The sequence below is a fragment of the Porphyromonas bobii genome, assembly GCF_943169685.1.
In the GTDB taxonomy this organism is placed as follows: domain Bacteria; phylum Bacteroidota; class Bacteroidia; order Bacteroidales; family Porphyromonadaceae; genus Porphyromonas; species Porphyromonas pasteri.
Genome location: NZ_CALPBU010000001.1, coordinates 241,968 through 255,678 on the forward strand (window position 1 = coordinate 241,968; position 13,711 = coordinate 255,678).

The following is a 13,711-nucleotide window of genomic DNA, read 5'->3' on the forward strand; positions in this document are numbered from 1 at the left end:
CTACCCACTGTCCGGATGATCATCGGTACACAGATACTCGATCGCAAGCTCCCCTCAGTCGCTGAGGGGCTGGCTTGCGATCGACTCTTTTTAGTCCTGGAGGAGCGTGTCGCAGAGCTCCATCCCGACCTCCTTCCACAGCTGCAGTCCGCACTTCCCGAGGCTATATGTCGTACGTTGCGAGGTGGCGAGGAGTGCAAGACGACGGAGTCGCTGGGGCTCCTATGGACTTGGCTCAGTGAAGAGGGGGCTACCCGCCGTAGTGCCCTCGTCCTCATCGGTGGGGGAGCCCTACTTGACTTAGGGGGCTTAGCTGCCTCGACCTATATGCGTGGCATAGCGACGGTCTATGTGCCGACGACACTGCTGGCGATGGTCGATGCCTCGGTAGGGGGGAAGACTGCGATTGACTTCCTCGGGGTAAAGAACCTTATTGGTTCCTTCCACCCTGCCCGTGAGGTCATCGTTGATATTGACTTCCTGCGTACCCTTCCCTTGGAGGAACTCCTCTCTGGCTATGGTGAGGTCGTCAAGCATGCCACCCTTATGGGCGGAGAGGCCTGGCGAGGGGTCTGTCATATTGGCGACCCGGTTGGCCTCATGGATGACGAATGGCAGGCCCTCATTGAGAAGAGTATTGCCTACAAGACTTCCGTTGTGGAGGCTGATCCTACGGAGCGAGGGCTTCGTCGTATCCTAAATATCGGGCATACGGTAGGGCATGCACTGGAGGCCTACTCGCATCAGAATGAATTTCGCCGCACACTCCCACATGGTGAGGCTGTAGTCTTTGGACTACTTATCGAGAGCTATATCACGATGTGCCAGCGTGGGACGAGCAAGGAGTACATCCGCCAGCTGATGACCTTGGCCCGTGAGCTCTACTCGCCCTTCTTCTATACCTGCAAGGATTATCCCGAGTTGCTGCGCCTTATGCGGCATGATAAAAAGAACTCTGTAGGCACCATTACGCTTATGGGCGTCATCGAGCCTGGAAATATCGAGGCGGTAGAGGTTGCGGATGAGGGAGTTATTAAGGAGGGGCTTGATTTTCTTCGCGAGACATTTGGTAGTTAGCCACCTTCTCCTTATCTTTGCAGCGCAAAAGGGACAAAGCCCAAGTGGTGAGTCTCCAAGAGCACTCGGGATGTAGCTCAGCCCGGTTAGAGTACTCGTCTGGGGGGCGAGTGGTCGCTGGTTCGAATCCAGTCATCCCGACTGAATATGATGCGAGTAGAAGTGAATCCACTTCTACTCGCATTGCTTTTATAGTCCCCTATACTAAGGTATAGCTATGGTGCTTCGCTCTGGGTGGAGGATCATGCTATGGTGCCTTACTCTTCTCTATCTATTACCTGCGCTATAAATCCCCCGTAATCTTTTGTATTTTTGTAGAGAGAACAAGCACTTATCACTCGGTGTGCAGGCCTCTGGCTGGCTACCGATCAAGGAAAAAGAATATATGTATCGCACTACTACCTGTGGCGCCCTGCGCCTCAGTAATGTCGGGGAGCAGGTGACGCTCGCTGGCTGGGTCCAGAAGGCACGCCGTATGGGCGGGATGACCTTCATCGACCTTCGTGACCGCTATGGTATCACTCAGCTCGTCTTCAATGAGGCTCACGTAGGCGAGGCTCTCGTCTCAGAGGCTGAGAAGCTCGGTCGTGAGTACGTCATCCAGATCACGGGTGAGGTCACTGAGCGTGAGAATAAGAATCCTAAGCTCCCTACGGGGGATATCGAGATATCGGTCAAGACACTGCGCGTACTCAATCCCGCAGAAGTGCCTCCCTTCACTATCGAAGATGATACCGATGGTGGGGACGACCTGCGTATGAAGTACCGCTACCTCGACCTGCGTCGTAGCTGCGTACGCTCCAACCTTGAGCTGCGTCACCGCTTTGCTCTTGCTGTGCGTCGCTATCTTGATGGTCAGGGCTTCCTCGAAGTAGAGACGCCTGTCCTCATTAAGTCTACGCCAGAGGGTGCTCGTGACTTCGTCGTGCCCTCTCGCATGAACCCCAACCAGTTCTACGCTCTGCCCCAGTCTCCTCAGACCTTCAAGCAGCTGTTGATGGTTAGTGGCTTTGACCGCTATTTCCAGATCGTCAAGTGCTTCCGTGACGAGGATCTTCGTGCGGACCGCCAGCCTGAGTTCACTCAGATCGACTGTGAGATGAGCTTCGTCGAGCAGGAAGATGTGCTGACGATTTTCGAGGGTATGACCCGCTATCTCTTCAAGGAGTTGCTCGATCTCGATATCCAGACGCCCTTCCCTCGTATGAGCTGGCACGATGCGATGAAGCGCTATGGCTCTGATAAGCCGGATACACGCTTCGGTATGGAGTTCGTCGAGCTCAAGGATGTGCTCTCGGGTCATGGCTTCTCTGTCTTCGATGATGCAGCCTATATCGGCGGTATCTGCGCTGAGGGTGCTGCAAGCTATACGCGTAAGCAGCTCGATGCTCTGACTGACTTCGTCAAGCGTCCGCAGATCGGTGCTAAGGGTATGGTCTATGCTCGTATCGAAGCTGATGGCTCTGTCAAGAGTAGTGTCGACAAGTTCTACAGTCAGGAGACGCTGCAGGAGCTGGCACGTGCGATGCAGGCTAAGCCCGGTGACCTGATCCTCATCCTCTCAGGTGATGACGCGATGAAGGTGCGTAAGCAGCTCTGCGAGCTTCGTCTTGAAGTGGGCAATCAGCTTGGTCTCCGTGATAAGACGAAGTTCTCCTGCCTCTGGGTGGTTGACTTCCCCCTCTTCGAGTGGGATGAAGAGACTCAGCGCTTCTACGCTATGCACCACCCCTTCACTTCTCCCAAGCCCGAGGATGTACCTATGCTCGAGACGAATCCAGGGGCTGTGCGCGCGAATGCCTACGACATGGTCATCAATGGTGTAGAAGTCGGTGGCGGCTCGATCCGTATCCACGACAGCAAGCTGCAGGCACGTATGTTCGACCTCTTAGGCTTCACTCCCGAGAAGGCACAGGAGCAGTTCGGCTTCCTTATGAATGCCTTCAAGTATGGTGCACCTCCTCATGGTGGTCTGGCCTATGGCTTGGACCGCTTTGTCTCCCTCTTCGCAGGGCTGGATAGCATCCGTGACTGCATCGCCTTCCCCAAGAATAATGCTGGGCGTGATGTGATGATCGATGCGCCTTCGCTGATCGATCAGGAGCAGCTTGATGAGCTTTATCTCAGCCTTGTAACCCCGACGAAGTAGCCTAATCCCTTAGACTTATGGTATATCGCCTATTAATGCTCTCCGATGAGAATGACTTCTTCAAGAGAGAGCTTCAGATCGACTCCGAAGCCACCTTCCTTGAGTTGAATGACTTTATCCTCGACTCGCTGGGCTATGCTCGCAACGAGCTGACGACCTTCCACATCTGTGATGAGGAGTGGCAGAAGGAGCTTGAGATCACGATGATGGATATGGGAGCTTCTTCGGATGAGGATAGCTACCTGATGGCCGACACACGCTTGGAAGATCTGCTGGATCATAAGGGACAGCACCTCTTCTTTGTCTTCGATATGCTGAGCGAGCGTGGCTTCTTCATTGAGCTGGCAGAGCTAATCCCAGGCAAGAGTCTTGATAAGCCTGTCGTCACGAAGGCTGAGGGTAAGGCTCCTAAGCAGCTGGAGAGCATTGAGGTAGCAGCCTCCCGTCTGGCAACGCCCGCTACGGGTGAGCCATGGGATGACGAACTCTTCTCCGACGAATCCGTCGATGAAGGGGATATCGACCTCGAAGGCTTCGACATCGCTGATGCAGAGAGCCTCTACTAAGCAGGAGGATCTCCCTACACTTATCGTGCTTGTTGGCCCCACAGGGGTAGGCAAGACGGCGCTTAGTATTCACCTCGCGCAATACTTCGGTTGCAGCATCCTCTCGGCAGACTCTCGGCAGATCTTCCGTGAGATCCCTATAGGCACAGCAGCCCCCTCCGATGAGGAGCGGGCTGCTGTGCCTCATTATTTTGTCGGGACAAGGTCGGTCACAGAGCCATATAGTGCCGCTACCTTCGAGAGTGAAGTCCTGGAGCTCTTGCCCCAAGTCTTTGCTGAAAGTTCTTCTTCCACGGCACTTCTCTCCGGAGGCTCTATGATGTATGTCGACGCTATCACGAAGGGAATTGATAGTATGCCAGATGTGCCCGAGGAGGTTCGCTCAGTCGTCTGGGAGCGCTATGCCGCGGAAGGGCTTGACGAAATCCTTGCGGAGCTGCATCTCTTGGATCCAGTCTATTATAAGGCGGTTGATCCGAAGAACTATAAGCGTGTGCTCCATGGCTATGAGGTGTGTCTTGCTACAGGGCGCCCCTTCTCCTCTTTCCATACGGGGCAGCAGAAAGCTCGTCCCTTCCGTATTGTCAAGGTCGGGCTCACCCGAGATCGCGAGGAGCTCTATGAGCGAATTGATAAGCGCGTCGAGCTGATGATCAAGGCGGGTATGGTGGAGGAGGCCCAGCGAGTCTATCCGCTTCGTAGCCTTAATGCGCTCAACACCGTGGGCTACAAGGAGCTCTTCTCCTACTTTGATGGCGATATTGACTTTGCCGAGGCGGTGCGACTTATTCAGCGAAACAGCCGGCACTACGCTCGCAAGCAACTCTCTTGGTGGCGACGTGATCCCGAGATACGGTGGTTCCATCCCGATGCCTGGGAGGAGATAATTGCTTACATCCAGCAATAGGGGCTTTGTTCCAATATAAGTATGGGGTGCGTACCACTATTGGTGTGCACCCCATACTTATATTGCTTTAGTGGTGAAGCAATAGGGATCAAGATCCCATACCAATAGGAGGCTGTTGCCGCGAGTCCTGTCCTCTACTTATTGTACTAAGGCATCGCACGCCCAGCTCCCCGATATGCCTCTCCGAAGTGATACACAAGCCCTTCCGCCTTATCGCTAATATTCCTCTTATCCAGCGGAGGAAAAAGTACCATTCTCGTGAAGAAAAAAGCACCTTCACGTAGTGGTATTCTTCTATCTATGCACGTAGTCTTAAAGACCAGGCACGTCAATCCAAATATCCACGTACGAAGATATTAGATCCACGTACGTAGTCCAAACTTATCTGCCACTCGTCCACAACTTTTATCCCTACGCGGAGCAATCACCTAATATAGCTCTGCGGGGCGACCAGTATTGGTCGACGCGCGAACCACTATAGGTTCATAGTAGTGACCAATAGTGGTTGACTCGTGAACCACTATTGGTTTACCCCCGTACCACTATTGGTTTGCACTACAAGCGAGTAGTGGTATGCATTCGTTTCTTCCACGAGTATAGAAAGTAAGCCCCTGACGTATGGCTATTTACATGCATCAGGGGGCTCTTTCTTTGCACCTTTCTTGTATGTATGTATGTATGTATGTATGTATGTATGTATGCATGTATTTTACTAAGTTTGTGGTAGACAACTGAATCTGAAGACATCGAGTCAACGCCACAAACGTCTTACCATAACTCACGATACCCTTATGAAGAAGCAAGCCCTTCATAGTCTATTCGCCTGTCTCTGTGAGAGCGCTCTCGCCTCATGCGGTAGTCAGCGAGCCCTCCACTTCGATCACGACGGAGCAAGGGAAAGTCCCGCAGTGGATACGAGCGACGTGCATCGGCTATGAGGTATTAAAGTTCCCAGTGGCATTACCATCTCTGAAATTCTAAATCACGTGTAAGTATGAATAAGATTATCCTGTGTATAGCCTTGTTGCTATGCCAACTACAAGCTATTGGTCAGTCTCAGTCTCGCTATGACTGCCTATATGAGTACACCGTCAAGGCATCCAATGGTAACCGAGAGGTTTATTCTACAATCCTCCAAATTGGAAGCACTTCGGCACTGTTCTCAGACTACCTCGCATTTCAGCTGGACTCCCTACGACAGACGAAGTCTCCTGATGAACAAATCAAAATGGGTGAAGCACGTCTAAGGAAGTCTGCTTACTTCTTTGACCAAACTGTATTTCAGAACACCCCGAAAGGAAAGCTCTCGGTCTATAGCACCATTATCCCAAACCACTATACTTATCAAGAGGATAAAGTCAATATGGTATGGGAGATAGACGACAGCAGTACTGATACAATAAGTGGCTATTCCTGTCGTAAAGCTACAGCAGAGTATGGTGGTAGGTCTTGGGTAGCATGGTATGCTCCTGATATCCCTCTACAGTTTGGACCTTGGAAATTTACGAGCTTGCCAGGTCTAATCCTAAAGGTTTACGATAGCGAGCAAGTACATTGCTTCGAAGCTATTCAGCTAAGGAAAGCAAACTTAAACATAGTAGAACCTCAGTATGGAGATGTAATCTCCACTACCCGTACAAAATTCCTCAAAGCAAAGAATAGCTTTGAAGAGAATCCAATGGCTAATCTTCCGCCAGAAAGTATCGCAGACATGGTCGTTATGAAAGGAGAGTCTGGGGGACGTTCTATACTAATCAACGGAATGCAATTACGCCTAAGAGAAAATGGATATATCCCGATAGAAAAGGAGTGATTATGAAGCCTTGGCCTCGTCTATTGCTGTCTTTCACTCTTGCTGTAGTCTGGAGTATCTCAGTATCTGCTCAGACTTTGCTAAGTGGGGTTGTTATGGATGCTAGCAAGAACCCCATAGAGGGTGCTAGCATCCAGCTATCTATTGGGCAAAAAAAAACAGTAGCCATCTCTATTACAGATGAGCGAGGACAATTTAGTCTCTCTACAAAAGGCCAGGCTGACAGTCTCTATATCATTGTTAGTCATATCTCCTTTGAAAAGAAGAGTATAAGACTAGAGGCGGAGGCAAAAGATATCACGATAATCCTCTCACCCAAACAGACAATCCTCAAGGAAGTGACCGTAAAGACTCCCTCTTTGACTCAAAGAGGAGACACTCTTACATATAGCCTACGGGCATTTTCAGGGGAGGGAGACTACAGGCTGAGGGATGCACTTAAGAAGCTCCCAGGGATAGATGTCGCAGAAAGTGGAAAAATAAAGTATCAAGGAAAGGAGATATCAAACTTCTATATCGAAGGTTTAGACCTATTGGGCGGTAAATATAACCTTGCAACTAATAATATTCCGTCGAGCTATGTGTCATCGGTACAAGTACTAAGCAATCACTCCGATGCCAAGATTGATAAAGATGTACTGACCGATGATGTGGCACTTAATATAAGTCTAATCAAGAAAGCCAAAATTAAACCTGTCGGGAGCTATAGCCTTGTGGCTGGCATTAGAGAGAGTGCTCTCTATCAAGCTTCTGGTTCGGGTATGATATTCAAGCCTCAAGTTCAAGTCATAGGGGTACTTAAGGCAGGGAATATTCAAGAGTTTGCAAACGATAATACTACAGATAATATAGCTGGTGAGAAGGCTTCAACCTTAGCATCAATGATTGTTGGTGACATATCGGGAGTTATCCCTCCTATCAAACGCGAGCGTTATATATTCCCTGGGGATTATTTGACAAGCCTTAGTACTATTGGTAAACTATCCGAAAATGCAACTTTGAGGGCTAATGTCGGCTATGGCTTCTCTCGAACACGCTATGAGTATGGTTACAACTTGGACTTTGTCGATTCTTCTCGCCCCAATATAACTATACAACAACAAACCACACCAACAGAACGAAGGCATACTCCATTCCTTGAGATAGAATACAAGAATAATGGCGATAGACGCTATGTCCAGAATAAGTTGTCGGTAAAGGCGAGTTGTCTTAGCTCGGATATAGCAGAGACCTCGCCCTCTGTCCTTGGGAATTCTGGTCTAAAAGGTCGCTATAGGGATATTAGTTTCTCAGATGCTCTCTCTTTACGTTGGCGAAAGGGCAATACTCAGTGGGGGGTATCAAGTTTAGTTGGTTATTCAACTGCACCGACAGCCCAGATTATGCTCTTATCAAATGGGCTCGAGCAGCTGGCAGCTAGTGAACAGTTTTTATCCAAGATTTCTTTATTTTCGTCCTATGAAGTAAAGAGGTCTCGTATAAGCTTCCCTATATCCATTCAGTACAAGAGAGACAAGCTCTCAACTCAATCTATCCATAGCACTATAGTCTCTAATGCTATCAATAACTTAAAGGGAGATAATCTTCTTCTGTCCTTCATCCCTGAATACGAGTACACGCATCCATTGCAGAAGTATGTATTTCGAGCGAGGTTGGACCTATCAAGTGATTATATTAATTATCGCAATATGGGAACTTGGCAGGCTCAACATAGGAAGACATATTTTAGATTCAACCCCTCGATTTATTTAAGCTACAAGCTTAATGCTCAGTCCGACCTCAGAGTGCAAGGTGCATACACTGAGGGGGTGGGTGCATTAACAGATTTGCTAACATCCGCAGTACAGAATAATATTATCTCGGCAAGTATAGGAAGTGGTATGCTTGCACAAAATAAAACTCTACATCTAAGTACAGACTATCGTTTTCGGTCACCTATAGAGATGTGGTTTTTCAATACGGGGGTCACCTATACCTACCAGCATAGGAATCTGATATCATCCCAAACGATATCTTCAGGTTTGGTAAACACTTCTTATATCCCTCAGGACAATGGGATCAGTAGCCTAAATATATTTGCCTCTCTCACCAAACAGATTCAAAGCCTTCACACAAAACTCTCATTGACGAGTATTTACAATCATAGTAATCAGTCGATGATGCAAAATGGGGTTATTTATGAGTATGAAGGTGGTAGTTTTAGTCTGATGCCATCTGTTGTCTCAAAGCCACTAAAGTTCATTGAGATTAACTATACGTATACACTCAATAAAGGGTTTAGTCGGATAAAAAACACGACACAATCATTAAGGGCACATACACACGACATACACATTGATTTAAAGCCTATGCCTAAGTGGAGCTTTAAGCTCGCCGCCGAGATGAACTCCAAAGAAATATCCCCAGGTCATTGGGCGAAACTTTGTATGTTCGATATTGGACTTACTCACAGCAATAAGTCTCTACGCTATACTCTTGAACTCAATAATATCTTCAATGAACAAAGCTATAATTACTCTGTTTTCAGTGGGATAAATACCTATTCTTACTCTTATTCATTAAGAGGACGCGAGCTGCTATTATCAATTACTCTGACAATTTAAAGTCAAGTGAAAAAGATTCGGCTTGTCAAGCAATACGATGCAATGCAATGTGGTGCCGCTTGCCTAACCATAATCTGCCATTTCTCTTGAACTATCATATATGCTTGTTTGATTTCAAAGTGCTGTTATATATATGAGGACATTGCGCAAGATCACCTTTTCATTGCACGTACCTTCTTCCACCGAAAAATCGGAGTCTTTAGGCTGAGATGGCTGAGAAGTTCGGGGGAGGAAAGTGCAAGCTGTGAAGAGATGGCCTTGCGCAATGGGCTCAATAGTGTTTCATACCACGACCCTATATTGGAGCCTGCAGATATGCTCCGAAGGATAGCTATATAATTCGTATCTTTGCCACTACTTGTAGCCATTGTATAGATATGGAAGGTCTACAAGTAAATGTTCACTGTACAACAATGATGAGAATCAGCCATTCCGTTATATATCGACTGAGCTTGGCTCTTGCTGTGGTTCTCCTTTCCGGAGGCCTTGAGGCTTTTGCCCAGGTGCTACGCAAGCCAACCTTTATGGATTATATCCGCACTTACGAAGCCGAGGCCAGACGTCAGATGAGTCGTCATGCGATCCCTGCCAGTATCACCTTGGCCCAAGGGCTTGTAGAAACGGGTGCTGGGACGAGCACCTTGGCCCGAGATCACAATAACCACTTCGGTATCAAGTGTCACTCGACCTGGTCAGGTAAGCGTACCTACCGACGAGATGACAACCCCAATGACTGCTTCCGTAGCTACCCTTCGGCGAAGGAGAGCTATGATGACCACTCCCAATTCCTCAAGGCGCGTCGCTATCAGCGCCTCTTCGCTCTTCGCTACGACGACTATCGCGGTTGGGCTAAGGGCTTGCAGCTCTGTGGATATGCTACGAATAAGGGCTATGCAAATATGCTGATTAAGGTCATCGAGGACTATGAGCTTTATACCTTTGACCGAGGCGAGTATCCCACGTGGTACTCAGGTCGTCCTGCGCCTGCTCGTCGTCCTGCAGAGGCACAGCGCAGCTATGACAGACCTATGCGCCCCTCCTATATCAGCTATGGCCTCCTCTATGTGCTCGCTGACCAGAACGATACCTATGAGCGTATCGCAGCAGACATGGGGATCTCCGCAAAGAAGCTGGCTAAGTACAATGATACTCCTGAGGACTATCCTCTCAATGAGGGAGACGTCGTCTACCTTGAGCCAAAGAATAAGGAGGCTTCTGCTCGCTACACTACCTATACCGTCCGCGTAGGGGACTCGATGCATGACATCTCCCAGCGCTATGGTATCCGACTTGATCGACTCTACAAACTCAATAATAAGGATGCTGACTACGCCCCCGAGGAAGGGGATGTGCTCCGCCTCCGCTAACCTTCACTCGGCACCAGACCCGACAAACTTATGAACGAGCGCTATATGCAGCGCGGCGTCTCAGCCTCCAAGGAGGATGTGCATGCTGCCATCCGCAACGTAGACAAGGGCCTTTATCCTAAGGCTTTCTGTAAGATCATCCCCGATATCCTCGGGGGAGATGAAGCCTATTGTAACATCATGCATGCAGATGGTGCGGGCACGAAGTCTTCGCTGGCCTACATCTATTGGCGTGAGACGGGTGACCTCTCTGTCTGGAAGGGTATAGCACAGGATGCGCTGATTATGAACATTGACGACCTGCTGTGTGTGGGGGCTGTCGATGGCATCCTCGTCTCCTCGACGATTGGGCGCAACAAGCATCTCATCCCGGGTGAGGTCATCGCTGCGATCATCAATGGTACAGAGGAGCTCCTTGCTGAGCTTCGTGCTCAAGGTATTGGTGTCTATGCCACGGGTGGTGAGACGGCTGACGTCGGTGACCTCGTACGTACGATCATCGTAGATAGTACGGTCACCTGCCGTATGAAGCGCAGTGATGTCATCGACAACGCTCATATTCAGGCTGGTGATGTCATTGTTGGGCTGGCTTCCTTTGGGCAGTCCTCGTATGAGACCTCCTACAATGGGGGGATGGGGAGCAATGGGCTGACTTCTGCTCGTCATGATGTGCTGGAGCACTCACTCTCAAAGCGCTACCCTGAGAGCTACGACGCTGCTACGCCCGATGAGTTGGTCTACAGTGGCTCCAAGGCTCTTACCGAACCCATCGCTGGTACGCCACTGGATGCGGGTCGCCTGATCCTCTCTCCTACGCGTACCTATGCTCCGATCATCAAGGCGATCCTTGATGAGCTTCGTCCTGAGATCCATGGTATGGTACACTGCTCAGGTGGTGCTCAAACTAAGGTGCTACACTTTGTCGAAGGCAAGCACGTGATCAAGGATAATATGTTCGCTATTCCACCACTCTTCGAGTTGATCCAGAAGGAGAGCGGTACGCCTTGGGCAGAGATGTACAAGGTGTTTAATATGGGCCATCGTATGGAGCTCTACGTCTCCGCTGAGCATGCAGCCCGTATCATCGAGATCTCCGAGAGCTTCGGGGTACCAGCCCAGATCATCGGGCGTGTCGAAGCTGCAGAGAAGAATCACCTCACTATCCACTCCCCATTCGGAGTGCTTAACTACGAATAATAGCTACTCAATAGACCTAAATGGCAACGGAAAACGACCTGCTTAGCCGGATCGAAGGCTTGGAAATACGCTTCCAAGAGATCACTTCGCTTATCACCGCACCAGATATCATCGCCGATCAGAAGCGCTTCATGAAGCTCAGCAAAGAGTATCGTGATCTGGAGCGCATCCTTGATAAGGGTAAGGAATATCGTAACCTCCTCGGGAATATCCAGGAGGGGCGCGATACGCTGGAGGCTGAGAGCGATCCAGAGCTCCGTGCTATGGCGCGTGAGATGATGCAGGAGGCTGAGCAGCGTATCCCTTCGCTCGAAGAGGAGATCAAGCTTCTCTTGATCCCTGCGGACCCAGAGGATGCGAAGAACGTCGTTATGGAGATCCGCGGCGGTACGGGCGGTGATGAAGCGGCTCTCTTCGCAGGTGACCTCTATAAGATGTATGTACGCTACTGCGAAGGCCGTGGCTGGACTACTGAGGTCACGAGTATGAGCGAGGGCACTGCTGGTGGCTACAAGGAAATCATCTTCACGGTCACGGGAGATGGCGTCTATGGGATCCTCAAGTATGAGAGCGGTGTGCACCGTGTGCAGCGTGTCCCAGAGACTGAGACTCAGGGACGTGTGCATACCTCAGCTGCTTCGGTAGCTGTGCTCCCAGAAGCAGAAGAAGTAGACGTCGTCCTTAATCCTGCTGATATCGAGATGCAGACTGCTCGCTCAGGTGGTGCTGGTGGGCAGAACGTCAATAAGGTCGAGACTAAGGTCCAGCTGACCCACAAGCCTACGGGTATCGTCGTCGTCTGTCAGCAGGCGCGTACGCAGCTGGCAAACCGAGAGCTCGCTATGCAGATGCTCCGTACGAAGCTCTACGATATCGAGCTTACCAAGCATAATGAAGAGATCGCGGCACGTCGTAAGACGATGGTCTCTACGGGGGACCGCTCAGCCAAGATCCGTACCTATAACTATCCTCAGGGGCGTGTGACCGATCACCGCATCAATCTCACCCTCTACAATCTCTCCGCTATTATGTCGGGAGAGATCCAACCCATCATTGACGAACTTATCATCGCCGAGAATATCGAGCGAATGAAGGAAGCCGCCCTCTAACACATCATCATTAGTACAGGTTAGAAGGGGGCTACCTCCTTATTTCTAACTCCATAGCATACCGAGATTATGACAAGAGACGAACTATTTGAGAACATCAAGAGGAAGAAGTCCTTCCTCTGTGTCGGGCTGGATACGGATGTCCGTAAGATCCCTCAGTTCCTCCTCGACGAGGATGATCCTATCTTCGCCTTCAATAAGCGGATCATCGATGCCACTGCGCACTTGTGCGTAGCCTACAAGCCCAACCTTGCTTTCTACGAAAGTATGGGTTCCTTCGGCTTGCAGGCCTTTGAGAAGACCGTTGCCTATATCCAGTCAGAGTATCCCGATCAGTTCATCATCGCTGATGCTAAGCGTGGTGATATCGGGAATACGAGCGATATGTATGCCCGCAGCTTCTTTGAGCACCTCAAGGTCGACGCCCTGACTGTGGCTCCCTATATGGGAAGTGACAGTGTCTTGCCCTTCCTCAAGTATGCTGGACGCTGGGTTATCCTTCTTGCTCTTACCTCTAATGCCGGAGCAGTAGACTTCCAGATGCTTCCCGTCGATGGCGGTGAAGAGGCCCTCTTTGAGCGCGTCTTACGTACCAGTACCGAGTGGGGCAATAGCGATCAGCTGATGTATGTCGTCGGTGCTACTAAGGCTGATATGCTGGAGCGTGTACGTGCCATCGTACCCGATGCCTTCCTCCTTGTCCCTGGCGTTGGCTCGCAGAACGGGAGCCTTGAGGATGTAGCTCGCTTTGGTCTGAATAGCCAGTGTGGCCTCCTTGTGAATGCCTCACGTAGCATCATCTATGCTGACAATACCGAGGCCTTTGCCAATGCAGCAGCTGCTGAGGCTGAGGCTCTACGTCGCCAGATGGCTGAGATCCTTATTAAGAACAAGCTTATCGAGGCCTAAGCCCAGTCCGAGAC

Annotated in this window: 10 protein-coding genes and 1 tRNA gene; all 11 read left to right on the top strand. The window is 50.0% G+C overall.

Annotation, left to right across the window (positions count from 1 at the left end; genetic code table 11):
- Positions 1 to 15: 15 nt before the first annotated feature.
- Positions 16 to 1,077 carry a 3-dehydroquinate synthase gene (gene aroB, locus KO088_RS01015; protein ID WP_215492960.1) on the top strand — a complete coding sequence of 354 codons (1,062 nt, stop codon included), beginning with the start codon at positions 16 to 18 and terminating at the stop codon, positions 1,075 to 1,077.
- Positions 1,078 to 1,143: 66 nt separating this feature from the next.
- Positions 1,144 to 1,218 (top strand) — tRNA-Pro (locus tag KO088_RS01020).
- 244 nt (positions 1,219 to 1,462) lie between these two features.
- Complete coding sequence (gene aspS, locus KO088_RS01025) at positions 1,463 to 3,226, top strand: aspartate--tRNA ligase (RefSeq protein ID WP_215492962.1); 1,764 nt, start codon at positions 1,463 to 1,465, stop codon at positions 3,224 to 3,226.
- A 17-nt stretch (positions 3,227 to 3,243) separates the two neighbouring features.
- A complete protein-coding gene (locus KO088_RS01030) occupies positions 3,244 to 3,792 on the top strand; it encodes an IS1096 element passenger TnpR family protein (protein ID WP_251419702.1) in 549 nt (182 codons plus the stop codon).
- Positions 3,773 to 4,699: a tRNA (adenosine(37)-N6)-dimethylallyltransferase MiaA gene (miaA, locus tag KO088_RS01035; RefSeq protein ID WP_215492964.1), complete on the top strand. Its 927-nt coding sequence runs from the start codon at positions 3,773 to 3,775 to the stop codon at positions 4,697 to 4,699. The genes KO088_RS01030 and miaA overlap by 20 nt, the downstream gene beginning before the upstream one ends.
- A gap of 994 nt (positions 4,700 to 5,693) precedes the next feature.
- Positions 5,694 to 6,512, top strand: a complete 819-nt coding sequence (locus tag KO088_RS01040) for a GLPGLI family protein (RefSeq protein WP_215492965.1) — start codon at positions 5,694 to 5,696, stop codon at positions 6,510 to 6,512.
- Between the two features lie 2 nt (positions 6,513 to 6,514).
- Positions 6,515 to 9,115 (top strand): carboxypeptidase-like regulatory domain-containing protein, encoded by a 2,601-nt coding sequence (locus KO088_RS01045; RefSeq protein ID WP_215492966.1) that lies wholly within the window; start codon positions 6,515 to 6,517, stop codon positions 9,113 to 9,115.
- A gap of 413 nt (positions 9,116 to 9,528) precedes the next feature.
- Positions 9,529 to 10,482 (top strand): glucosaminidase domain-containing protein, encoded by a 954-nt coding sequence (locus KO088_RS01050; protein WP_421957752.1) that lies wholly within the window; start codon positions 9,529 to 9,531, stop codon positions 10,480 to 10,482.
- Positions 10,483 to 10,527: 45 nt separating this feature from the next.
- A complete protein-coding gene (locus tag KO088_RS01055; RefSeq protein ID WP_215493332.1) occupies positions 10,528 to 11,679 on the top strand; it encodes an AIR synthase related protein in 1,152 nt (383 codons plus the stop codon).
- 20 nt (positions 11,680 to 11,699) lie between these two features.
- Positions 11,700 to 12,788 (top strand): peptide chain release factor 1, encoded by a 1,089-nt coding sequence (prfA, locus tag KO088_RS01060; protein WP_009432978.1) that lies wholly within the window; start codon positions 11,700 to 11,702, stop codon positions 12,786 to 12,788.
- A 69-nt stretch (positions 12,789 to 12,857) separates the two neighbouring features.
- Positions 12,858 to 13,697, top strand: coding sequence for an orotidine-5'-phosphate decarboxylase (gene pyrF, locus KO088_RS01065; protein ID WP_060936194.1), 840 nt, complete (start codon positions 12,858 to 12,860; stop codon positions 13,695 to 13,697).
- Positions 13,698 to 13,711: the final 14 nt, after the last annotated feature.

Coding starts and splice junctions, on each gene's coding strand:
- miaA (WP_215492964.1), top strand. CDS start 3,773: ATGCAGAGAGCCTCTACTAAGCAGGAGGATCTCCCTACACTTATCGTG.
- KO088_RS01045 (WP_215492966.1), top strand. CDS start 6,515: ATGAAGCCTTGGCCTCGTCTATTGCTGTCTTTCACTCTTGCTGTAGTC.
- aspS (WP_215492962.1), top strand. CDS start 1,463: ATGTATCGCACTACTACCTGTGGCGCCCTGCGCCTCAGTAATGTCGGG.
- prfA (WP_009432978.1), top strand. CDS start 11,700: ATGGCAACGGAAAACGACCTGCTTAGCCGGATCGAAGGCTTGGAAATA.
- KO088_RS01055 (WP_215493332.1), top strand. CDS start 10,528: ATGCAGCGCGGCGTCTCAGCCTCCAAGGAGGATGTGCATGCTGCCATC.
- KO088_RS01030 (WP_251419702.1), top strand. CDS start 3,244: ATGGTATATCGCCTATTAATGCTCTCCGATGAGAATGACTTCTTCAAG.
- KO088_RS01050 (WP_421957752.1), top strand. CDS start 9,529: ATGATGAGAATCAGCCATTCCGTTATATATCGACTGAGCTTGGCTCTT.
- KO088_RS01040 (WP_215492965.1), top strand. CDS start 5,694: ATGAATAAGATTATCCTGTGTATAGCCTTGTTGCTATGCCAACTACAA.
- pyrF (WP_060936194.1), top strand. CDS start 12,858: ATGACAAGAGACGAACTATTTGAGAACATCAAGAGGAAGAAGTCCTTC.
- aroB (WP_215492960.1), top strand. CDS start 16: ATGATCATCGGTACACAGATACTCGATCGCAAGCTCCCCTCAGTCGCT.